Source organism: Streptomyces sp. NBC_00569 (assembly GCF_036345255.1).
Taxonomy (GTDB): Bacteria; Actinomycetota; Actinomycetes; order Streptomycetales; family Streptomycetaceae; genus Streptomyces.
This window is the reverse complement of the sequence record NZ_CP107783.1, coordinates 3,427,455-3,449,027: the sequence shown is the minus strand read 5'-3', so window position 1 is coordinate 3,449,027 and position 21,573 is coordinate 3,427,455. Positions and strand designations below refer to the sequence as shown.

At 69.9% G+C, this 21,573-nt stretch carries 18 protein-coding genes; 8 read left to right on the top strand and 10 right to left on the bottom strand.

Features of this window, described 5'->3' with window-relative positions; genetic code table 11:
- Positions 1-65: 65 nt before the first annotated feature.
- Positions 66-1,019: a bifunctional riboflavin kinase/FAD synthetase gene (locus OHO83_RS15400; protein ID WP_266674739.1), complete on the top strand. Its 954-nt coding sequence runs from the start codon at positions 66-68 to the stop codon at positions 1,017-1,019.
- Between the two features lie 49 nt (positions 1,020-1,068).
- Here the strand turns inward: OHO83_RS15400 and OHO83_RS15395 are convergent, their stop codons facing one another.
- The 8 genes from OHO83_RS15395 to eccE all read right to left on the bottom strand — a co-directional run bounded on the left by OHO83_RS15395 (position 1,069) and on the right by eccE (position 12,854).
- A complete protein-coding gene (locus OHO83_RS15395) occupies positions 1,069-2,067 on the bottom strand; it encodes an oligopeptide/dipeptide ABC transporter ATP-binding protein (protein WP_266674741.1) in 999 nt (332 codons plus the stop codon).
- Entirely contained in the window at positions 2,064-3,065 is a 1,002-nt protein-coding gene (locus tag OHO83_RS15390) for an ABC transporter ATP-binding protein (RefSeq protein WP_266674743.1), read from the bottom strand. Before OHO83_RS15390 ends, OHO83_RS15395 begins: the two co-directional genes overlap by 4 nt.
- Positions 3,062-4,006, bottom strand: a complete 945-nt coding sequence (locus OHO83_RS15385; protein WP_266674745.1) for an ABC transporter permease — start codon at positions 4,004-4,006, stop codon at positions 3,062-3,064. The genes OHO83_RS15390 and OHO83_RS15385 overlap by 4 nt, the downstream gene beginning before the upstream one ends.
- On the bottom strand, positions 4,003-5,079 hold the full coding sequence (locus OHO83_RS15380) for an ABC transporter permease (RefSeq protein WP_266674747.1): 1,077 nt from the start codon (positions 5,077-5,079) through the stop codon (positions 4,003-4,005). The genes OHO83_RS15385 and OHO83_RS15380 overlap by 4 nt, the downstream gene beginning before the upstream one ends.
- Positions 5,080-5,156: 77 nt before the next feature.
- Positions 5,157-7,061 carry an ABC transporter substrate-binding protein gene (locus OHO83_RS15375; protein WP_266674749.1) on the bottom strand — a complete coding sequence of 635 codons (1,905 nt, stop codon included), beginning with the start codon at positions 7,059-7,061 and terminating at the stop codon, positions 5,157-5,159.
- 330 nt (positions 7,062-7,391) lie between these two features.
- On the bottom strand, positions 7,392-10,337 hold the full coding sequence (locus tag OHO83_RS15370; protein WP_266674750.1) for an SCO5717 family growth-regulating ATPase: 2,946 nt from the start codon (positions 10,335-10,337) through the stop codon (positions 7,392-7,394).
- A gap of 337 nt (positions 10,338-10,674) precedes the next feature.
- A complete protein-coding gene (locus tag OHO83_RS15365) occupies positions 10,675-11,493 on the bottom strand; it encodes a hypothetical protein (RefSeq protein ID WP_266674751.1) in 819 nt (272 codons plus the stop codon).
- Entirely contained in the window at positions 11,493-12,854 is a 1,362-nt protein-coding gene (gene eccE / locus OHO83_RS15360; protein WP_266674752.1) for a type VII secretion protein EccE, read from the bottom strand. Before eccE ends, OHO83_RS15365 begins: the two co-directional genes overlap by 1 nt.
- Before the next feature lie 179 nt (positions 12,855-13,033).
- Between eccE and eccB the strand changes: the two genes are divergently transcribed.
- The 6 genes from eccB (at position 13,034) to OHO83_RS15330 (ending at position 19,325) form a co-directional block, all read left to right on the top strand.
- A complete protein-coding gene (gene eccB / locus OHO83_RS15355) occupies positions 13,034-14,566 on the top strand; it encodes a type VII secretion protein EccB (protein WP_266674754.1) in 1,533 nt (510 codons plus the stop codon).
- 14 nt (positions 14,567-14,580) lie between these two features.
- A complete protein-coding gene (gene mycP, locus OHO83_RS15350) occupies positions 14,581-15,855 on the top strand; it encodes a type VII secretion-associated serine protease mycosin (RefSeq protein WP_266674756.1) in 1,275 nt (424 codons plus the stop codon).
- Entirely contained in the window at positions 15,852-16,454 is a 603-nt protein-coding gene (locus OHO83_RS15345) for a hypothetical protein (RefSeq protein ID WP_266674758.1), read from the top strand. Before mycP ends, OHO83_RS15345 begins: the two co-directional genes overlap by 4 nt.
- Before the next feature lie 644 nt (positions 16,455-17,098).
- Positions 17,099-17,404 carry a hypothetical protein gene (locus OHO83_RS15340; RefSeq protein WP_266674760.1) on the top strand — a complete coding sequence of 102 codons (306 nt, stop codon included), beginning with the start codon at positions 17,099-17,101 and terminating at the stop codon, positions 17,402-17,404.
- Between the two features lie 62 nt (positions 17,405-17,466).
- A complete protein-coding gene (locus tag OHO83_RS15335; protein WP_266674762.1) occupies positions 17,467-18,765 on the top strand; it encodes a putative T7SS-secreted protein in 1,299 nt (432 codons plus the stop codon).
- A 23-nt stretch (positions 18,766-18,788) separates the two neighbouring features.
- A complete protein-coding gene (locus tag OHO83_RS15330; RefSeq protein ID WP_266674764.1) occupies positions 18,789-19,325 on the top strand; it encodes a hypothetical protein in 537 nt (178 codons plus the stop codon).
- A gap of 73 nt (positions 19,326-19,398) precedes the next feature.
- On the opposite strand, the gene OHO83_RS15325 is transcribed toward OHO83_RS15330, so the two are convergent.
- Complete coding sequence (locus OHO83_RS15325) at positions 19,399-20,115, bottom strand: hypothetical protein (protein ID WP_330279619.1); 717 nt, start codon at positions 20,113-20,115, stop codon at positions 19,399-19,401.
- Positions 20,116-20,368: 253 nt separating this feature from the next.
- Here OHO83_RS15325 and OHO83_RS15320 point away from each other — a divergent pair, with 253 nt between their 5' ends.
- Positions 20,369-20,722, top strand: coding sequence for a DUF4333 domain-containing protein (locus OHO83_RS15320; protein WP_266674768.1), 354 nt, complete (start codon positions 20,369-20,371; stop codon positions 20,720-20,722).
- Between the two features lie 279 nt (positions 20,723-21,001).
- Here the strand turns inward: OHO83_RS15320 and OHO83_RS15315 are convergent, their stop codons facing one another.
- Complete coding sequence (locus tag OHO83_RS15315) at positions 21,002-21,547, bottom strand: hypothetical protein (RefSeq protein ID WP_266674770.1); 546 nt, start codon at positions 21,545-21,547, stop codon at positions 21,002-21,004.
- Positions 21,548-21,573 lie beyond the last annotated feature (26 nt).

Below are 21,573 nucleotides of genomic sequence, written 5' to 3'. Positions count from 1 at the left end.
CTTAGACCTGCGTATTCGGCAAAGAGACGTAACAGTCGTACACAGGTTCGCGAGGAGCAATCACCGTGCAGCGCTGGCGTGGCTTGGAGGACATCCCCCAGGACTGGGGGCGCAGCGTCGTCACCATCGGCTCCTACGACGGAGTGCACCGCGGCCATCAGTTGATCATCGGCCGGGCCGTCGAACGGGCCCGTGAGCTCGGTGTGCCCGCCGTCGTGGTCACCTTCGACCCGCACCCCAGCGAGGTCGTGCGCCCCGGCAGCCACCCTCCGCTGCTCGCCCCGCACCACCGGCGCGCGGAGCTGATGGCCGAGCTCGGCGTCGACGCCCTGCTGATCCTGCCGTTCACCACCGAGTTCTCGAAGCTGTCGCCGGCCGAGTTCGTCGCGAAGGTCCTGGTCGACAAGCTGCACGCGCGCCTCGTCGTCGAGGGGCCGAACTTCCGCTTCGGCCACCGCGCCGCGGGAAATGTCGCGTTCCTCGCCGAGCAGGGCACGACGTACGACTTCGAGGTCGAGGTCGTCGACCTGTACGTGAGCGGCTCGGCGGGCGGCGGCGAGCCCTTCTCGTCCACGCTGACCCGGCGGCTCGTCGCCGAAGGTGACATGGAAGGCGCGCGCGAGATCCTCGGCCGCCCCCACCGCGTCGAGGGCGTGGTCGTGCGCGGCGCCCAGCGCGGCCGTGAGCTGGGCTTCCCGACCGCCAACGTCGAGACGCTCCCGCACACCGCGATCCCGGCGGACGGCGTCTACGCGGGCTGGCTGCACGTGGGGGACGAGGCGATGCCCGCCGCGATCTCGGTGGGCACCAACCCGCAGTTCGACGGCACCGAGCGCACGGTCGAGGCCTACGCCATCGACCGCGTGGACCTCGATCTGTACGGGCTGCACGTCGCCGTCGACTTCCTCGCCTATGTGCGCGGCATGGCGAAGTTCGACTCGATCGAGTCGCTCCTGGTCGCCATCGCGGACGACGTGAAGCGGTCCCGGGAACTGGTCGAGGCGTACGAGGGGGAGTAGGAGGGATCGGCCGAGGTCGCGAGGGCTCTGCCCCCGCGACCCCCGAACCTCACACGCCGGGCCGGTCGGCCTGTGCCGACGCCCAGTGGCAGGCCACCTGGGTCGTGCTCGCGCCCGACAGCACCGGCAGGTCCTCCCCACGACAGCGCTCCGCCACGCCCGAGCGTTCCGCCTCGCCCGACGCCAGGATCTGGCAGCGGGCGTGGAAACGGCACCCGGACGGGATGCGCGACGGGTCCGGCGGCTCGCCCGTGAGGACGACCGGATCGCCCGGCGCCTCCGGCAGGACCGACAACAGGGCCTGCGTATACGGGTGTTGAGGTGCCGTCAGGACTTCCTCCACCGTTCCTGTCTCCACGATCCGGCCCAGGTACATCACCGCGACCCGGTCCGCGATGTTCCAGGCGAGCCCCAGGTCGTGCGTCACCACGAGGGCGGACAGGCCCAGTTCGTCGCGCAGCCTGAGCAGCAGGGCGAGGATCTCGCCGCGCACCGACGCGTCGAGGGACGCCACGGGCTCGTCCGCGACGATCAGTTCGGGGTCCAGGACGAGCGCGCCCGCGATCACCACGCGCTGCCGCTGGCCGCCCGACAGCTCGTGCGGGTAGCGCAGGAAGAAGCGGTCCGGCGGGCGAAGTCCCGCTCGTGACAAGGCGTTCGCCACCGCCTCGCGCTCGTCGCCCGCGTACCCGTGGATGCGCAGGCCCTCGGCCACCGCGTCGTACACCGTGTGCCGAGGGTTCAGCGAACCGCTGGGGTCCTGGAGGACCAGCTGCACGCGCTTGCGGTACGCCTTGAGGGCGCGCGAGGAGTAGTCGAGGGGCTTCCCGTCGAACGTGACGCGGCCGGACGTCGGCGGAACCAGGCCGAGCAGGGAGCGGGCGAGCGTCGTCTTGCCGCAGCCCGACTCGCCCACCAGCGCCACGATCTCGCCGGGCGCGATGTCGAGGTCGACGCCGTCCACGGCCCGCGCGGGGTCCGCGCCACGGCGGCCGGGGAAGGTGACGTGCAGGGCGCCGGCCGTGAGCAGGGGGGACGTACTGGTCATGCTGTGGTGCTCCTTGCCTCGGCGCCGGCGGCGTCGTCCGGATCGGTGGCGCCGCCCACGTGCACACAGGCCGCCCGCCGGTCCGTGGCCGCGGCCCGTAGTTCCGGGTCCTCGGTGATGCAGCTGTCGAGCGCCACCGGGCAGCGCGGGTGGAACGTGCAGCCCGAGGGCAGCGCCGACGGGTCGGGCGGGTCGCCGGGCAGACCGCGCGGCGCGAACCGGGACGCGGCGTCGCCGATCCGCGGGAACGCCGCCGACAGGGCCTTCCCGTACGGGTGTTGCGCGTTCTCGTAGACCTCGGAGGCGGGGCCCTCCTCGACGACGCGGCCCGCGTACATCACCGCGAGCCGGTCGCAGGTGTCCGAGAGGACCGCGAGGTCGTGGCTGATCATGATGAGGCCGAGGTCCTGATCGGACACGAGCTGCTCGATCAGGCGCAGGATCTGCGCCTGGATCATCACGTCGAGCGCCGTCGTCGGCTCGTCCGCGATGATCAGGCCCGGGTCGCAGGCGAGCGCCATCGCGATCATCACGCGCTGGCGCTGGCCGCCGGACAGCTCGTGCGGATACGCGTCCGCGCGCGCGGCGGGCAGGCCGACGTGCTCCAGGAGCTCCGCGACCTTCTTCTTCGCGCCCGCGGGCGTCGCTTTCTTGTGCAGCAGGATCGGCTCGGCGATCTGGTCGCCGATGCGGTGCACCGCGTTGAGCGAGTGCATCGCGCCCTGGAACACGATCGAGGCGCCGGCCCAGCGCACCGCCCTGACCTGGCCCCACTTCATCGTGAGGACGTCCTCGCCGCCCAGCAGGATCTCGCCGGAGACCTTCGTGCCGGCCGGAAGCAGACGCAGCAGGGCGAGCGCGAGCGTCGACTTGCCGCAGCCGGACTCGCCGGCGATGCCGAGCTTCTGGCCCGCGTCGACGCTGAGGTTCACACCGCGGACGGCCCGTGCCCCGCCCGCGTACGTCACTTCGAGGTTTCTGACGTCGAGAAGGCTCACCTGGCCACCCCCAGCTTCGGATTGAGGACGGCTTCGATGGCGCGGCCGCACAGCGTGAACGCCAGCGCGACCAGCGCGATGGCGAGTCCGGGAGGCGCGAGATACCACCAGTCGCCCGCGCTGACGGCGCCCGCCTCGCGCGCGTCCTGGAGCATGCCGCCCCATGACGTGATCGTCGGGTCGCCGAGGCCGAGGAAGGCGAGTGTGGCCTCGGTGAGGATCGCGCTGGAGATCACGAGCGTGGTCTGCGCGAGGACGAGCGGCATCACGTTCGGCAGGACGTGGCGCAGCATGATGTGCCCGTGCCCGCCGCCGAGCGCGCGGGCCCGCTCGATGTACGGCCGCGACTCCACGGCGAGCGTCTGGGCGCGGACCAGGCGGGCCGTCGTCGGCCACGTCGTCACGCCGATCGCCAGGATGACCGTCCAGATGGAGCGGGACATCACGGTGGCGAGCGCGATCGCGAGGACCAGCGTCGGCATCACCAGGAACCAGTCGGTGACCCGCATCAGGACCGTCGAGTACCAGCCACGGAAGTGACCCGCGACGATGCCGACGACCGTACCGATCGCCACGCACAGGAACGCGGCCAGCAGGCCCACCGTGAGGGACACGCGCGCGCCCCACACCAGCAGGGCGAGCACGCTGCGGCCGAACTGGTCGGTGCCGAGCGGGAATTCACCGCTGGGCGCCTCGAGGGCGCCACCGGGCGCGTCGGTGACGCTCTGGGAGTCCGCGCCGACGAGCAGGGGCGCGCAGATCGCGATGAGGGCGATCAGGATCAGCCCCGCGAGACCCCACAGCCCGCTCCGGTGGGTGCGGTACTCGCGCCAGAAGCGGGCGACGGAGCGGCGCTTGCGGGCGCGTGCCAAGGCCCGCGCGCTCTTCTCGGCCGGCGGCGGGAGCTGCGCGGTGTCGAGGTCGTTCGTGTCGGCAGTCATCGGCCCACCCGGGGATCGAGCAGCGGATACAGCACGTCGGCGAGGGTGTTCGCCAGGATCACCGCGGTGGCGAAGACGAAGAACAGCCCTTGGACGAGCGGCAGGTCGGGCACGCTGAGTGCCGAGTAGAAGAGGCCACCGAGGCCGGGCCAGGAGAAGACCGTCTCGACGAGGATCTGACCGGCCACGACGTGCCCGAGGTTCACGAACATCAGTGTGAACGTGGGCAGCATCGCGTTCGGGACGGCGTGCTTGCGGCGTACGACGTCGTCGCGCAGGCCCTTCGCGCGCGCCGTCGTCAGATAGTCGCTGCCCATCTCGTCGAGCAGCGAGGAGCGCATCACGAGGAGCGTCTGCGCGTAGCCGACCGCCACCAGCGTGACCACCGGCAGGACCAGATGGTGCGCGACGTCGATGACGTACGCGAACCCGCTCTCGCCGCCCGACTCCAGACCGCCCGTCGGGAACAGGCCCGGGATCGGGCCCAGCCCCACCGAGAAGACGATGATGAGCAGCAGACCGAGCCAGAACGACGGGATCGAGTAGAGCGTGAGCGCGAACGCGGTGTTGAAGCGGTCGCTGCGCGATCCGTTGCGCCAGGCGGTGCGCGTGCCGAGCCAGATGCCGAGCGCGGTGTAGAGGACGTACGCCGTGCCGGTCAGGAGCAGCGTCGCCGGGAGCGCCTCGGTGATCTTGTCGATGACCGGGGTGTGGAACTGGTACGACGTGCCGAAGTCGCCGGTCAGCGCGTCACCGATGTAGTTGGTGAACTGCTGCCAGAGCGGCAGGTCGAGGCCGAACTGGTGGCGGAGCGTTTCGAGCTGCTGCGCCGAGACACGGCGCCCGCCGGTCATCTGCTTCACCGGATCGCTGGGGATCAGGCGGAACAGGAAGAAGCTGGTGACCAGGACCGCGAAGAGCGACACGATCGCCCCCGCGATCTTGCCCGCCACGTACTGGAGATAGGCCTTCGTGTTGCGCGCACGTGGACCGCGGGCCGCCGACGGCCCGGCTTGCGCCGGGCCGTCGGTGTCCGCACTCTGCACGAGCGCCGGAGTGCTCTCTGCTGTCATGTGGAACTCTCGTTACTCGTGCGGTACTTGCGACGCCTGCGGACGGACGAGACGCGTTCTCTCCTGACCGGGTGCTGCTACTCGCGGTCGTCCGCCGAGGTACGGCGGCGCCGCGCGAGGAACAGCCCGCCGCCGCCCAGGACGACGACGGCCGCGACGATACCGATGATCACGCCGGTCGAGCCGGAACCACCGCCGCCACCGCCCTTCGAGTCGCTCTTGCCGTCCGCCGGAACGGCCGACCACCAGCTCCAGTACCCGTCCTGCCCGTAGATGTTGCCGGACGCGGTGGGCATGGTCTGGATCGACTTGATCTGGTCGGTGCGGTAGGCCTCGACGGCGTTCGGGTACGCGATGACGTTCATGTACCCGGAGTCGTACAGCCACGACTCCATCTGCTTGACGATGTCCGCACGCTTGGCCGGGTCGTATTCGGCGAGCTGCTTCTTGTACAGGTCGTCGTACGTCTTGTCGCAGATGAAGTTGTCCGTCTGGGCGCTCTCCTTGGCCTTGGCCGGCAGCGCGGCGCAGGTGTGGATACCGAGGACGAAGTCCGGGTCGGGGTTGACCGACCAGCCGTCGAACGCGAGGTCGTACTCACCTGCGTACCAGGGCACCGAGACGTCGTCGAGGCAGTCGACCTTCAGGCCGATGCCGAGCTTGCCCCACCACTCCTTGAGGTACTTGCCGATCGCCTTGTCGTTCGGGTCCGTGGCGTGGCACAGGATGCGCAGGTTCAGCGGCTTGCCGTCCTTGCCGACGCGCTCGCTGCCCTTCATCTTGTAACCGGCCTCGTCGAGCAGCTTGCCCGCCTTGTCGGGGTCGTACCCGAGGGCCTGGCTGCCGGACGGCTTCCAGAAGTAGTCGCCGAAGCGCGGCGGGATGTAGCCCTCGCCCTCGACGGCGTGGCCCTGGAAGACCTTGTCGACGATCGTCTTGCGGTCGATCGACAGGAACAGCGCCTGGCGCACCTTCTGGTCGAGAAGGGCCTTGTTGCCGTTGCCGAACTTCTTGCCGTCCTTGGTCTGCGCGCCCGGGTTCGTGGCGAGCGCGAAGAAGCGGCGGCCGGGGCCCTCGTTGACCTTGATGTTCGGCTCGCCCTTGAGGGACGCCGCCTGAGCGGGCGTCAGGGCGGGGGAGCCGGCCACGAAGGAGACCTCACCCTTGCGCAGGGCGGCGACCGCGGCGTCCTGGTCCTTGTACGTCTTGAAGACGACCTCGTCGAACTTGGGCGCGCCGCGCCAGAAGTCCTTGTTGGCCTTCAGCTTCACGTACTGGTCGACCTTGTAGTCGGTGAGCACGAACGGGCCGTTGCCGACGATCGGGAAGGTCTTGTCGTTGTTGAACTTCGAGAAGTCCTTGACGTTCTTCCAGATGTGCTCGGGCACGATCGGGACGTCGAGCGCGGCCATCGTGGCCTGCGGCTTCTTCAGCTCGATGACCAGCTTGGTGGCGCTGGGGGCGGTGACCTTCTTGAAGTTGGAGACGAAGCTGCCGTTCGAGGTCGCGGCGCCCTCGTCCGTCATCATCTTGTTGAAGGTGAAGGCGGCGTCGGCGGCGGTGGCCTGCTTGCCGTCGGACCACTTCGAGTCGGACCTGATGGTGTAGGTCCAGGTGAGCTTGTCCGCGGACGGCTTCCATGCGGTGGCGAAGGCCGGGACGGCGTGGTTGTCCTTGGGGTCGTAGTTGGTCAGGTACTCGTACATCATCCGGTGGATGCTCGTACTGACCAGTCGCTGGGCGAGGAACGGGCTCAGCGAGTCGACGCTCTGGGCGAGGGCGACGGTGAGGACCTTCTTGCCGCCGTCGGCCGCCTTGGCTTCCTGGGGTGCGGGGTTGAGCGGCGTGGCGAGGCCGGCCGTCAGGGTGAACGCCGCGGCGCCGGCCGCCAGGAGGACCCGCAGGGTCCGGCGGGGCGCGCGCCGTGGGGAACGGGAGAAGAGCGGGGCATGTGCTCTCTTGGGCTGATCTTTTGTGTCCATGGGTCGGTGACCTCGCGTCGTTGCTCGCGCAGGAGTGGCAGGTTGATCATGGGACGCCAGCTGGTTGATGTGTGTGTCTATCAGCGGCAGTCTGCGCACGTCAACGGCACATGAACCCCATGTGGCCTGCGGAAATAACGAGTTGACCCGCATTTCACGCACATTGGTCGAGACCTCTGACGCTTTGCAGGCCAGGGCGTGATGCCCGTTGCGCTCAACAATGGGCGCCTGGTGGCTGTTTGGCGGAATTTCGACAGGCACGGAAAAGGCCCGCACCGTGGTCTCGGTGCGGGCCTCTCGTGTACCCGAACGGCCGGGATATCAGCGCTGTTACTGCTGAGGCGGCTGAGGCTGTGCGGTGTACGGGGGAAGGGGCTGACCGGGCTGACCGGGGGCGGCCTGGCCGGGGGCGGGCGGCTGACCGGGCACGGGCTGACCCGGCGCGGGGGGCTGCTGCTGCCACATCTGCGGGGGGCCGGGCTGGCTCGGCTGACCCGGCTGCTGACCCGCCTGCGGGGGCTGGCCGGGGGCGCCGGCCTGAGCCTGGCCGGGCTGCTGCGGATACGGCTGGCCGGGGTAGGGCTGGCCCGGGAACTGCTGCCCCGGCGCGGGCTGTTGACCCGGCGCGGGCGGCTGGGGCGCGCCCGGCTGCCCCGGATACGGCTGCCCCGGGTAGGGCTGCTGCGCGGGGTACGGTTGCTGCTGGTGACCCGGCACCGGGGGAGCCATCGTGGGCGGCGGGTTGCCGTCCGACGTCCACAGGCCCTGCTGCTGCTGGGCTCGCGGGAAGTCCTCCGCGACCATCGCCGAGAGGTTGAAGTACGCCTCGCGCACCTTGGGCCGCATCATGTCGAGGTCGACCTCGGCGCCGGCCGCGAGGTGCTCGTCGAACGGCACCACCACCACGCCGCGGCACCGCGTCTCGAAGTGCGACACGATGTCGTCGACCTTGATCATCTTGCCGGTCTCGCGGACCCCGGAGATGACCGTGATGGAACGCGACACCAGGTCCGCGTACCCGTGCGCCGACAGCCAGTCGAGCGTCGTGCTGGCGCTGCTCGCGCCGTCCACGGACGGCGTCGAGATGATGATCAACTGGTCGGCGAGGTCGAGGACTCCGCGCATCGCGGAGTACAGCAGGCCGGTGCCGGAGTCGGTCAGGATGATCGGGTACTGCTTGCCGAGCACGTCGATCGCGCTGCGGTAGTCCGTGTCGTTGAACGTCGTCGAGACCGCCGGGTCCACGTCGTTCGCGATGATCTCCAGGCCGGACGGCGCCTGCGAGGTGAACCGCCGGATGTCCATGTACGAGTTGAGGTGCGGGATCGCCTGCACCAGGTCTCGGATGGTCGCCCCGGTCTCACGGCGCACGCGGCGGCCGAGCGTGCCGGCGTCCGGGTTGGCGTCGATCGCGAGGATCTTGTCCTGGCGTTCCGTGGCGAGCGTCGAACCGAGCGCCGTCGTCGTGGTCGTCTTGCCCACGCCGCCCTTGAGGCTGATGACGGCGATCCGGTAGCAGGAGAGGACCGGCGTGCGGATCAGGTCCAGCTTCCGCTGCCGCTCGACCTCCTCCTTCTTGCCGCCGAGCTTGAAGCGCGAGTTGCCGCCGCCGGGGCGGGTGCTCTTCGCCTTCTGCTTCTTGTTGTTGAGCAGCCGGTCGGCCGACAGCTCCACGGCCGCCGTGTAGCCGAGCGGCGCACCGCCGACGTTCGTGGGCGTGCGCTGGTCGTGCTGAATGGGCTGCGGCCAGGCGCCGCCCGCACGGGGGTCGGCGGGGGGCGCCTGTCCGGGGAAGGGCTGACCGGGCTGGCCCTGGAACTGGCCGGGCTGACCCTGGGCCTGCTGATCGGGCTGGCCCGGGTGGGGGGCCGGGGCCTGCGGCGCGGGCTGCTGCTGGTGCGGCTGCGGCTGCTGTGCGACCGGAGGCTGGGGGCCGGGCTGCTGCGTGTGCGGTGCCGGCGGCTGCTGAGGGTTCTGCTGCGCCGGGAGGTGCGGGGCGGGCGGGGCCGGGGTGTTGGGCCCGGCCGGGTGTCCCTGAGCGGGGGCTCCGGGCTGCGGCTGCGGGAACCCGTAGCCCGTGCCGGGCTGGGGCTGCTGCTGCGGGAACCCGTAACCGCCTTGCGGGGCGGGCTGGTTGGGTGTGCCGGGCTGGGGCTGCTGTGGGAACCCGTAACCGCCTTGCGGGGCGGGCTGGTTCGGTGCGGCGGGGCCGGGCGGCGTCGGCTGCGGGAACCCGTAGCCTTGCTGCTGCGGCGGTGCCGGGGGCGCGGGCTGCTGCGGGTCGGCGGGCGCCGGCTGCTGTGGGAAGCCGTAACCGCCCTGCGGCGCGGGCGGGGTGTTCTGTGCGGGCCAGGTCGGCGGCGCGGCCTGGGCCGGAACCGGCGCGCCGGGCTGCTGCTGCGCGGGCCACTGCGGGGCCGACGTGGGGGCGGCGGGCTGGAACGCCGGGGGCAGCGGCGGGATACCGTCCTGCGGCACGGGCGGCGGGGCCCAGGCGGCGGGGGCGTCCTGTGCGTCCGGGGCTGCGGGTGTGTCGGTGTCGGCGGGGGTACCGGTGTCCGCGCCCGCGTCGGCCGACGCGGGCGTAGTAGCGGCCTGGGCGGCTTGGGTGGCGCCGGAGCCGGTGTCGTCCGAGCCCTCCGAGCCCTCCGCCTGGGACGCGCCGTCGGAGGCGGCCTCGGAGTCGGTGCTGTCGGCCGAGGCCTGAGTGATGTCGGTGTCCCCGCTCTCCGCGGAGTCCGCGGAGGCGCTCGCCACCTCGTCGTCCCCGGTGGGCCCGGCTGCGGCGACGACAGCGAAGTCATCGGAGTCACCCGAGCCACCCGAGTCGGAGCCGCCGGACCCGGCGTTCCCGCTGTGCTCCTCGGCCGTCGGCTCGGCCTTCTGCTCGTCCTGTGCGGCCAGTTCGGCGAACTCCCGCTTCAGCGCGGCCGCGGAGAACCGCATCGTCGCGCCGCTCTCCAGATCCCCGTTCCCCGAACCCGCGTCCGGCTCAGGGGCCGAAGCGGCCGAAGCGGCCGACGTGTACGGCGTGTAGGGCGCGGGCGGCGCCGGGGGCGTCACCGGCGCGGGGACGGGAGGCACCGGCGGCGGAGGCGTGGCCGGTGTGGCCGAGGGGGTCTCGCCCGTGCCGGACGACGCGTTCTGCGTGTACCAGGCCGGTGGGGCGTAGTCGATGGTGAACTCGCCCGTCGTCTCAGTGGCGGACTCCGCGTCGGAGTGATCATCGACGGGTGTGTCCCAGCCCCCGCGGATCTCGTCCCGATCGCTGTTCACAATGCCTCCTGGTGTGGTCGAGCACCCTCGTGCCGTGGTGGGGGGCGACCGTTCCTGTCGTCCGATCCGCCGCGCTCTTCCCCTCGGACGCCTACGAGCCGCTCGTGGGTTCTCGCGCGCGTCCTGGTCCCAGCCTAATCACCAAAACCGCGAGCACGGCAGGCCCGTCCGTCCCGCCGACGCCGTCCAGGAGGTCACACCCGGCCAACAAGTGATGTCCAAGCGATACGGAAGTGACGAACACCCCTCAGTCCGTCACGCGCAAACTGCCCGAATAAGCCGCAAAGGGGACCGAGTTCGATCGCCGGATCGCTCTGCGGCGGGCTCCGGGCCGGTCTCAGTCCATGCGGCGCGCGTTACCCAACAATCCGGTCTCGGCGTCCGTCGCCCGGGTCATCACGTACTGCCGGTCGCGGTCGGTGCACCACAGAGTGACGCCGTCCGCGAGGGTCGGCAGGGACTCCCACTCGCCACGTGGAAGTCCGATGACACGGCCGATCTCCGCCGCCTCGTCCGGCGAGACCCGCTGGACCCCGACGAGCCGCGCCTGACGCATCAACCGGGGCGCCACCGGGCTCAGATAGGGAAGCAGCGTCAGCACGGACTGCCACGGCGCGGACGCCACGCGCCCGCGCGGCGGACGCATACCGCAGTCCCGCACCACGAGCACCGGGCCGCCGGCGGACGCGCCCTGCGGCGGCACCCGCCCGACGTCGTGCACCGTCATCCCGGACTGGCCGCCACCGACCGCCTGCACCAACTGCGCCCAGGCCTGGGCCCGCCCGGTCTCCACCGCTACCCGCGCGCCCGTCGCGGCGGCCCGCAGCGCGAGCACCTGAGCCGTCCACAGGCCACCGATGAGCACCATGTCGTACGGCGTCGGCCGGTTCACCCCGAGCACGGCGGGCTGGCCGTCGGCATCGACGCCGACGACGACACCGTCGTCCCCGATGGGCAGCGCGAGCGAGTCCAACTGCTCCACGGAGAGCGTGTGACGCTGGTGCCGCGGTCCGAAGAGTCCGAACCCGGTACGGGGCCGGTCACCGGCGGCAGGCGCGGGAGCCGCGCCCGCATTGCCGTTTCCGTACCCATTGCCGTTCCAGGAGTTTCCGTCCCAGGATCCTGCACCGGCCGGGGGAGATGACGTCATGGCCATCAGCGCGCACCTCCGAGGGGCAACGTGGCGAGAACTCCGGGCAGTTGCTCTCGGTCGAGCCGGACGAGACCCGTCTTGGCCTGCCGGGCGGCGGTCTCCAGGGACCGCCGGGCTGTGGTCAGCTCGCTCTCGCTGCGTCCCGTGATCCGCATGTGTCCGCAGAGCTGGATGTCCCGCTGGTCACCGCGGGACAGTGTCAGGCTGAACGTCGTGGCCAGCGCGGGCACCGTGGTCAACAGTGCGACCAACTGGTGCAGAGCGGGCCCGGATCCGCCGAGCTGCGGCCAGCGCCGCACCCAGTACGTGGTGTGCCTGCGGTTGTCGCAGCGCCAGCTGCGGCCGGACTCCTCGGTCCTCCGCTGCGGCAGCTCGCTCCGCCCGGCCTGCGCCGTCACCATGGGGTTGGCGCACGCCGACGTGGCGACGGCGGCCGTGAGCTCCTCCTCCGTCAGCACGCTGGCGCGGAAGCCCGCGCCGGTCAGCCGGCTCGCCAGATGCTGGGCCGCGCGGGCCACGCACTTCTGCGCTCCCGCGGTGCCGCCCCCGCGCGCGGCCACGGCCTCCGGGCACAGCTCCGGGTCGAGCTTCAGGGCGATCCACGTGATGCGGACGGCGGGAGAGCCGGTCTGGGCCTGCAGCGGCGCGTAGTTGCTCACCGCCACGGACTGCTGCGGCAGGTGCAGCGCGGGCGCGGGCTGCGTGTGCAGCACGATCTGCGCCGATTCGAGCTGGATCCCGTCGACGTCGAGGGCGTCCCGCACGATCCCTATCGGCAGCGGCCGCCGGGAGCGCTCGGCCCGCAGGGCGGTGGCGTCCGACTCGACCTGGAGCACGGCGGTCAGGAAGCCGCCGTCGCCGACCATGCCGATGGGCCGCTGGTCGCGGTCGTCACCGCGGCTGTAGCTGTACGTCCGCAGCGACGGGTCGCACTCGACGGCCGGAGCGAGGCCCGGCTCCGTGCCGGGCGGAACCGGTGTGCTCGCCGCACGGCGCTTGCGCGCGCGCAGCGCCAGGACGGTGCCGAGCCACTCGGGCAGCGACCGCCCCCGGCGGCGTACGACGGCGAACAGGACGAGGATCACGGCGACGACGCCCGCGGGCACCATGGCCAGCTTGTCGACAACTGCTGCGCCGACGACCAGTGCGGCGGCGACCTCGATCATCACCATCTGCTGGAGCCGGAACGACCCGGCCCGTCCGGAACGCGACTTCAGATGAAGCGAGACCGGACCGGCGGGCGCCGCCGGAGAGCCGGCCCCACCGCCGGACCGAGCCGCCGGCGCACCGTCTCCCGGTCCCGGCCGACCGTCCGACCGCGACCGGGATTGCGACCGCGACCGGGTCCGCGTTGCGGAAGCCATCACTCCAAACCCCCCGAACTCTCCCGAAAATCCCTGACGTACAGGGCCTTTGAAGGCCCCAGCACCCTACCCGTCCCACACGCACAACCACGCAACAGGCATAGTAGGGGCCGGGTCTGACAACGGAGGGCGGGGGACGCAGGTGCCCCCGAGTGCTGCACGGGGAGAAGCGGACACAGATGGCATCACGGCGGGACGAACTCAACGCCTACACCTTCGCGAAGCGTCGTACGCTCGCGTCCTTCCTTCAGCCCTCACCCTCCGGTTCGGAGGAAGGGGCACCGAAGCCGCTGCGTGCGGTGCTGCCGGGCGTCATCGTCGGCATCGTCGTCCTCGCGGTGTTCGGGGCGTGGGGGATGTTCAAGCCGACGGCGCCGCCCAAGTGGGACGAGCTCCACAAGAACGTCATCGTCGCGAGCAAGTCGACGACGCGTTACGTGGTCCTGAAGACGGACGGCAAGAAACAGCTTCACCCCGTCCTCAACATGGCGTCGGCCAAGCTCCTCGTGGACCCGAGCGACAACGCCCCGGTGACGGTGTCCGAGGACGTGCTCGACAGCGGCAAGATCCCGCACGGCGCCACGATCGGCATCCCGTACGCCCCCGACCGTCTGCCGCCGGACTCCGAGGCGGAGTCCGCGAAGCGCTGGGCCGTCTGTGAGCGCCCGGGCGAGGGCGGCCGCGCCATCCAGAAGGCGGCGTTCGTCCTCGCGAAGCGCGACCTGGCGAAGACCGAGGGCCGCGAGTCCAAGCTGAGCGGCGGCGACCTGATGTACGTCGTCGGCCCGGACAAGGCCAGGACCGAGTACGTCGTCGACGCCCACGGCACCGCCTACCCCATCGAACAGGGCCCCGACAAGGAACAGCTCCTGCGCGCCCTGGGCATCGACCTCCCCGCCGGCCAGAAGCCGGAGCGCGTCTCCAGGGACTGGCTGGACACCCTCAACAAGGGCACGCAGATCTCGTTCCCGAAGCTCAACGGCAACCCCGGCGCCGCCGCCCGGACGAGCAGCACGCTGGACGGCACCGCGAACCGCGTCGGCATGGTCCTCAAGACGCCGGACCAGTACTACGTCGTCCTGCCCGACACGGTCGCCCCGATCACCGACTTCACCGCCCACCTGCTCCTGGGCAGCCCCGAACTCGACCCCTTGCACCAGAACGGCGAGCCGCTCAAGGTGGGCCCGGGTGCCATCGTCGCCGGCAAGAGCTTCGGGCCCGCCAACTGGCCGAAGTACGAGCCGAAGACGGTCAACGAGGCCACCACCGCGGCCGGCAGCCGCAACACCGTCTGCAACGTCCTCGACAAGGTCGACCCCGACAACGGCGGCACCACCCTCAGCACCTGGGCCGGCAAGAACTTCCCCGCCCCCCTGCCCGTCGGCTCCTCCAGTGCCTACGTCACCGCCGGTTCGGGCCAGCTCTACCGTCAGTTCACGGGCACCGAGACCAGCGTGGGCCCCGTGTTCCTCGTCACCGACACGGGCCTCCGTTACGCGATGCAGTCCAACAGCGACAGCGGCGGCGACGACGCGGGCATCGGCACCACCGCGAAGGAGCGCGAGGCCCGGCGTAACGAGGCCAAACAAGCGGTGACCAGGCTCGGTTACGACAAGGTCGACCCGGCGCCGATCCCGCTCGCCTGGTCGCAGTTCCTGCCCACGGGCCCGCGCCTGTCCACGACGGCGGCCAGCCAGCCGCAGGGCTCCTAGGGCCGGGGGACACGATGGCGTACGCATCCGGGGAATCCGCAGCCACGTGGACGCGCAGGGCGGCACTGGTCGCCGCGCTGACCGTGACCGTGACGACCACCGCGCTCCTGCCCGCCGGGCCCGCGGCCGCCGACGGTGAACAGTGCACCTTCGGCCCGAAGAACCCGAAGTACGCGGGCCGTCCCTGGTCGCTCCAGCGCGTCCTCCTGGACGACCTGTGGAGCGAGACCAAGGGCAAGGGCGTCAAGGTCGCCGTCATCGACACGGGCGTCGACGTCAAGAACCCGCAGCTCACACACGCCGTTGACGCGTCCAAGGGCAAGAACCTGCTGCCCAAGAATCTCAAGGACGACAACGGCGAGAAGATCGCACGCGGCAAGGAGAACGGCACCACCGACACCGTGGGCCACGGCACACGCGTCGCGGGCATCATCGCCGCGCGCCCGGCCAAGGGCACCGGCTTCGTCGGCCTGGCCCCCGAAGCCACGATCATCCCGATCCAGCAGAACGACGCGGAGGGCCACGGCACGGCCGCGAGCCTCGCGTCGGCCATCCTGTACGCGAAGCAAGTCGGCGCCCAGGTCATCAACATCTCCCAGGACACGGCGAACGCGGTCAAACCCGACCAGGTGCTGCAGGACGCGGTCGACTCGGCGTTGGCCGCCAAGATCGTGGTCGTCGCCTCGGCAGGCAATGACGGCCTGGACGGCAAGGTGCAGAAGACCTACCCGGCGTCGTTCCCCGGCGTCCTGGCGGTCGCGGCCTCGGACCGCAACAACGAACGCGCCGCGTTCTCCCAGGAGGGCTACTTCGTGGGCGTGGCGGCGCCGGGCGTGGACATGGTCTCCACGGTCCCGGGCGCCGGCCACTGTTCGGACAACGGCACCAGCTTCTCCGCCCCCTACGTCGCCGGGGTCGCGGCCCTCGTCAAGGCGAAGCACCCCGACTGGACGGCGGCGGAGGTGGTCGCCCAGATGGAACAGACCGCGGAACGCTCGATCTCGGGCCACGACCGCCTGGTCGGCTGGGGTGTCGTCGACCCCGTCCGCGCGGTCACGGAGGATCCGGATCACCCGATCGAGTCCCCGTCCCCCGACGAGGGCGTCACCCGGGCGAAGGCTCCTACGGCGGCGAAACTCCACTTCGGCGAGACGGCCGAGCAGCGCAACACCCGCCTGGCCACGTACACGGTCGTCGGGACCGCGGTGCTGGTGGCGGGCCTGGGAGGAACGGCCGTCGCGGTACGGGACGCGCGGCGTCGGCGAGGGAACGCGGCAGGCGGCTCATGACCGCGATGATCGCGATCAGCTTCGGCGTCGCAGTCCTGCTGTTGTTGGCTGCGTGCGTCAAGTCGGACCGCGTACGCGGCTGGCGCCACAGCCTCAACCCGTCGGCGCCCGATCTCCCTGACGCCGCTTTCGTCGTGGGCCGCGTGGTCTTCCTGATCATGGCGGGCGTCATGGTGTTCGAGGGGTTCGACCTGCTGCGGGTCTCGGCAGACTCGGGCTGGAGCGACGACGAACTGACCAGCGCGGTACACCAGGCCACGGACGGCCTGGACGGCTGGATGTACCGCGACGACGGACTCACCACGGACTCCGCCTACTTCGACGACTACGCGTCCCTGCTCGAGGACAAGGTCATCCAGTACGGCGGCGGGGGAGCACCCCAGTCCGGCGTGGACGCCGGCCCGGCCGACACGAACACGGACACCGACGCGTACTTCACGGTGCAGGCGGACGGCACGGACGCGGTGTTCTGCACACACATCGAACGCACCCGGCGGGCGAAGGACGACTACACGCCGCCAGGCATCGCGGGCGGCGAGGGAACCATCACCGAGCGCGCGTATCAGCTGGCGGTGACTTCGAAGGAGGGCCCGTGCTGAGGCTCCCCACGCACGTCAGCGCTTGCTGCAACCACCGGACCGGGTAACGGAGTTCGCCTGGTCCGTGACGAGCTTGGGCATGTCCGCCGCTGTGGCGGGGTGCGTGGTCCGAGCCGTCGCCCTAAGCGAACTGTCTGGACGTGCCGAACCGGAGCACTCCGATTTGCCGACAGCGCTGGTCTCGGAGTAGATGAACCGTCCGCTGCCCGCGCCGGTATCGGAGGGCCCGACGCCGACGGCCGACACGTCCCCCGCCGAGACACCGGCGCCCGGCTTCTCCACACTGCTGGAGACATGACGAGACATGACCTCCCATCGACCAGAAGCCGACACCGCTCGACATCCACCGCTGACGAGGTCCGAGCCGAGTTCGCCTTCCCCGGCGACAACAACGGCTCGAGGGAGGCAGCGGACACTTCATTTGTCAGGTTGGGCGGACCGGCGGATTCCCTGCTTGACGTTCCCTGGGGTTGGCCTCGCGGCGTAGGGCGTACGGGACGCTCTTCGGTGCTGGAAGGCGTCGTGGGGTGGAGTGGTGAAGGGGCAGTGAGGAGGCGCGTTGAAGCGCATTTCCGCTGGTAGCTTGCCTGTGCCCGGTGCTGTCAGGTGTGCGTGCAAGTGGAGTTGCAAGAGGGGGAGTTGCCGTGGCCGCGGACCTCGGAGTCGGCCCAGGCGTCTTGAAACAGGGCGCGAAAGACATGGTGGAAATCCTCAAACCGGTCAAGAAGGTGGACCTTGGGGACGCGGCGGACCTGTCCACCAAGATGGGGAACGACGACGTGGCCGCGTCCCTGGTGACGTTCTGCGCGACGTGGGAGTCAGGGGGAGCGTTCCTGGCCGACTGCGCGGCGACTCTGGCAGACGGACTGGAAGCGGCCAACGGTAACTACGAGGACACGGATGACGCCATCCGTGACGCCGTGAAGTCCGTCAAGACGGCGCTTGCCTGACGGTGTTGATCCAGCACTGACCCACACTCAAGAACAAGAACAGAACAGGGATTCCGCACTTAATGGCAGCGACGCTCGGGTCGACTGACGACCCGAAGGATCTCATTCCGGGTGAGGTCAGCAAGCTCGGCGAGATCGAGACCGCTTTCAACAGCTGGTCCGACAAGTTCGAGAAGATCGGCGACGGCCTGCGCGACCTGCGCATCAAGGGCTGGGTCGGTCAGGCCAGCGAGGCCTTCTGGCCCACCTTGACCAAGGAAAAGACCAACTGGTACTTCGCCAGCGACGCGATGTCGGGCGCTGCCAAGGCCGTTCACTCGTACTCCTCCATGCTGAGCTGGGCGCAGGGGCAGGCCGGAACCGCGATCGACAAGTGGAAGTCCGGCGACCACGAGGCCGCCGAAACCCTCTTGAAGGGTGCGCAGAAGCAGCTCAAGGAAGAGACCGAGAAGCTCACCAAAAAGCTGCACGACCTCGCTGGTGACACCAAGGACAGCCCTGACTGGCTCACCGCGATCCGAAGTGGCGTGGACGCCAAGAAGTGGTTGGAGGACCACGGCGTCGGCAAGAGCGCCATCGCGCCCGCGTCGTGGAAGAAGGAGAACCAGCGCTGGTTCGGCACCCCGGAAAACCCACGCCGCAGGGACAAGGAGTGGGGCAAGGGCGAGGACGGCAAGTGGTACTTCCGCGACAAGGCCGAACCGGCCGGCGCCGACGATGAGACCACGCCGGAGAAGAAGAAGCCCGAGGTGAGTATCAAGATCGCCGAGTGGTCGGGCAAGGCCAGTGTCTGGTCGGACGGCATCGACGGCGACGGAAAATGGGGCGACGCCAAGTACAAGTACGCCGCAGGTGCACAGGCCCTGGGCGTTGACGGTTCGGCCGGTCTGAGCGTCACCGACGGACGGTTCAAGGCCGGTGTTTCGGGAACGGCGTATCTCGCCCAGGCCTCGGCGAACGGCAGCGTCGAGTACGGCGTCGCCGCCGTCCAGGGTGAGGCGAAGGCCTTCGTGGGTGCCGACGCGTCGGCGAACGTCTCCGTCGGCAAGGACGGAGTGCATGCCGGCGCCGAGGCATTCGCCGGAGCCAAGGCGACAGGATCCGCCTCTGCCGACGTCGCCGGTGTCGGCGTCGGTGCGACTGCCGAGGGCTGGGCAGGCGTGGGAGCCGAAGCACATGGCGATCTCGGCATGAAGGACGGCAAGTTCACCGTCGGCGGCGACGTCGGAGTGGGTTTGGGTCTCGGCGGCAAGGCCGGATTCGAAGTCACCGTTGATACCGGCAAGCTGACCGGCGCGCTCAGCGATGGTGCCGACGCCGTGGGCGATGCCTGGGACAGCACAGTCGGCAGCTGGTTCTAGCCCGAGCTGAAGTTCACTGAAGGATGGGAGCCACCATGGCAGCCACGTTGCCGGTCAAGATTTCCTTTTCGCTGCCGGAAGGCTGGCAGGCGGCGCCGCCGGACGAGGTCGGAGCGCCGAACGTCGCGTTCGTCGCGCTCCACGCTGCCTCCGTCGACGGCGGATTCACGGCGAATATCACTATCTCCGGCGAGATGCGCAACGATGGCGCCACCATCTCGCAGATCGCCGACGAGTCGGTACCCCGGCTCGAGCAGGGCGGCCCCGTGCGTGTCCTCAAGAAGTCGGAGATCGGGACGCCGGATCTCCCCGGGCTCACGGATTCCCCGGGAATCGTGCAGAACGTCGTTCTCTCCACCACGCTGCATGGAGAGCCGATCGAGCTGTGCCAGAGCCAGGTGTACCTCGGCTTGGAGGACGTGCGGAACCCGGCTCAGCGCGCCGTGATCGAAATCGTTCTCACAGCGACGCGGAACCAACTCGGTGAAGTCATCGAGGACTACAAGAAGTTCCTGCGGACGGTACAGCAGGCCGACGACTCCGCCAGCGCGTCCAACTAGCCGTCGGCACACGCAAAGCGCCCCTTGGCCCGGAGCATTCTCGATCCAGGGCAAGGGGCGCTTCTGCCTTTCCTCAGGCGGCTGCCCATGCCTGCGCGGGAATTCGCTCCATGACGTCGCACAGGTAGTTCAACCGGCCCTCGATGTCCTGCGGAGTCAGGATGCCGGTGTACCAGGTGAAGAGTTCGTCGTCGCGTACACGAAGCGGGTTCTTCTTGGCGCGCGGATCCGAGAGGAGGAAAGCCCTCACGTCATCGGTCAGGACGTTCCGGACGAAATCTTCGTCATGCCTATCAACTCGGAACTTCTCATCGAATTCCGGCACGTCGAGCAGTTTCCTGGGGCCTCGCCCCAATGCCCGGTCCAGCCTGCTCGGCGGCCCGATATGCATGTACGCCCCCTGGCCGGGCGCAGTGACGAGGAACACCGACTCGTAGGTGAGCTTCTTGTTCCCGGCGTCGGTGGTGGCTGACATGGGATTCACGTAGCGGTACTCGAAGCATTTGAAGGAGCGGCCGCGGAACTCCCCCGTGGTGTAGTGCCACGCGGTCAGGTTCGAGCCCTTGCCCGGCATCGGACCCACACCGCAGTACTCGGTGGCTCGTCCGGGCGAGCGCCGCTCATAGGTCCAGCCGCGCGCAGGGGCTTCCTCTGCGAAGTCCGCCCATGCCTGCCGGACTCGCTCGTCCTCTCGGTTACTGCGTTTGGCCGCCTTGATTGCGAGGGTGATTACCCACGCAATCAAGGCGGCCATCACGACCTGCACCAGGATCCCAATCAGATGTCCCATGGGGCGAGATTATTGCTGCCCTGTGTGCACCCGTGAACCGAGGTCGACCTGGTGACCGTAGCCCGCGATGGCGCAAGTGAAGATTGTTGGCTGGTGACGCGAAGAGTCAGTGGAGCGTTTCGATTTGCCCGGATTCCGGGAAAATGCGCCAAGTGGGCCTCTCTGGTGAGCCATATGCTGAGCGCACCGGAGGGGCGGTCTGCCCTTTCGGCTTTCTGTGACCTGTTTCTCCGACACCGGAACGGACCTCCCCATGATCAAGTCCCGCCTCTCAGCCGCTACGTGGGCCCTGTCGGCCGTAGCCGCGGGCGCGCTGCTCGTCGGCTGCTCGGGGTCGGTGAGTGTGGGGAAGTCCGACCCGAAGGTGTCCAAGAGCAAGTTGGCCGACACGGTCGCCGAAAAGCTCGCTGCCACCACAGGTCAGCCGAAGCCGGACGTCACCTGCCCCGAGGACCTCGTCGGGAAGGTCGGCAACACCGGCCGCTGCACGCTGACGGCGAGTGACGGCAGCACTCTGGGCGTGACGGTCAAGGTTTCCTCGGTCGACGGAGACAATGTCAACTTCGACATCAAGGCCGACGAGACGCCTTCCCCGGCTGCGAGCTGACCCTTTCGCCACCGCGCCCCTCGCGAAGCGAAACAGGAGAGTCGCTGCCAGGTGCCCGGGAGGGCTTGGCAGCGGCCGATCAGTCCTCACGCTGCACGCGGTGTCAGGCCGACGCCCTCCCGCAGTGAGTTGCCGAATCGTCGAGGTCCGGTCACGCCTGAGCCGCCCCGTCTGCCACGCCCCCTTCGAGGTGAAGAGAGGGGAAGTGGGCCCCCGTAAGCTCTGTCGAGCTGGCGGCGACGAGCCACAAGGGGTCCTGCTAGTCCTCCAAGCCCGACGTCACCCCTCGGCGCAGGCCCCCGACCCGGCCGCCGCCGTCGCGTACTCCTTGATGAACCGGTGCATGTCCGCCGCATCCGCATCACCCGAGACGCGTGCCGTCACCCAGAACGAACTGTCCGCACCGGCCGTCTTCGGACACTCCACCCGGCCGACGGCCCCGGTCTTCGAGTAGATGAACCGACCGTTGTCCGCGCCGGCATCGTTCGGATCGACGCCGATCGCGGACGTGGCGACATCACGGGCCGAGGTGTCGGCGCCCAGCTTCTCCACACTCGTGGAGAACACGACCTTCCCGTCGACCTCAAGCCGACAGCGCTTCACGCCGACCGCCGACGCGGGCTTGACCGCGATCTTCTTGCCCGGCGGCAGCAGCGGCTCCAGGGCGGTGGCGGACACCTCGGTGCCGCACAGCTCCTTGGGGGTGGCGTACTCACGCTCGGGCTCGGACGACGAACAGGCGGACACCGAAGCGGCGACGAGCAACGCCGCACCGATCGCCGCCGCCCAGGCCGAACGTGCTCTGCCCCGCGGGAGTCCTTGCATGACGTCTTCCATCGCCTTCGGTGATC

What these genes read in the sequence shown, in the direction of transcription:
- OHO83_RS15395 (WP_266674741.1), bottom strand. Translation starts at nt 2,067, where the DNA reads ATGACCAGTACGTCCCCCCTGCTCACGGCCGGCGCCCTGCACGTCACC.
- OHO83_RS15385 (WP_266674745.1), bottom strand. Translation starts at nt 4,006, where the DNA reads ATGACTGCCGACACGAACGACCTCGACACCGCGCAGCTCCCGCCGCCG.
- OHO83_RS15380 (WP_266674747.1), bottom strand. Translation starts at nt 5,079, where the DNA reads ATGACAGCAGAGAGCACTCCGGCGCTCGTGCAGAGTGCGGACACCGAC.
- OHO83_RS15375 (WP_266674749.1), bottom strand. Translation starts at nt 7,061, where the DNA reads ATGGACACAAAAGATCAGCCCAAGAGAGCACATGCCCCGCTCTTCTCC.
- OHO83_RS15365 (WP_266674751.1), bottom strand. Translation starts at nt 11,493, where the DNA reads ATGGCCATGACGTCATCTCCCCCGGCCGGTGCAGGATCCTGGGACGGA.
- eccE (WP_266674752.1), bottom strand. Translation starts at nt 12,854, where the DNA reads ATGGCTTCCGCAACGCGGACCCGGTCGCGGTCGCAATCCCGGTCGCGG.
- eccB (WP_266674754.1), top strand. Translation starts at nt 13,034, where the DNA reads ATGGCATCACGGCGGGACGAACTCAACGCCTACACCTTCGCGAAGCGT.
- mycP (WP_266674756.1), top strand. Translation starts at nt 14,581, where the DNA reads ATGGCGTACGCATCCGGGGAATCCGCAGCCACGTGGACGCGCAGGGCG.
- OHO83_RS15345 (WP_266674758.1), top strand. Translation starts at nt 15,852, where the DNA reads ATGACCGCGATGATCGCGATCAGCTTCGGCGTCGCAGTCCTGCTGTTG.
- OHO83_RS15335 (WP_266674762.1), top strand. Translation starts at nt 17,467, where the DNA reads ATGGCAGCGACGCTCGGGTCGACTGACGACCCGAAGGATCTCATTCCG.
- OHO83_RS15330 (WP_266674764.1), top strand. Translation starts at nt 18,789, where the DNA reads ATGGGAGCCACCATGGCAGCCACGTTGCCGGTCAAGATTTCCTTTTCG.
- OHO83_RS15325 (WP_330279619.1), bottom strand. Translation starts at nt 20,115, where the DNA reads ATGGGACATCTGATTGGGATCCTGGTGCAGGTCGTGATGGCCGCCTTG.
- OHO83_RS15320 (WP_266674768.1), top strand. Translation starts at nt 20,369, where the DNA reads ATGATCAAGTCCCGCCTCTCAGCCGCTACGTGGGCCCTGTCGGCCGTA.
- OHO83_RS15315 (WP_266674770.1), bottom strand. Translation starts at nt 21,547, where the DNA reads ATGCAAGGACTCCCGCGGGGCAGAGCACGTTCGGCCTGGGCGGCGGCG.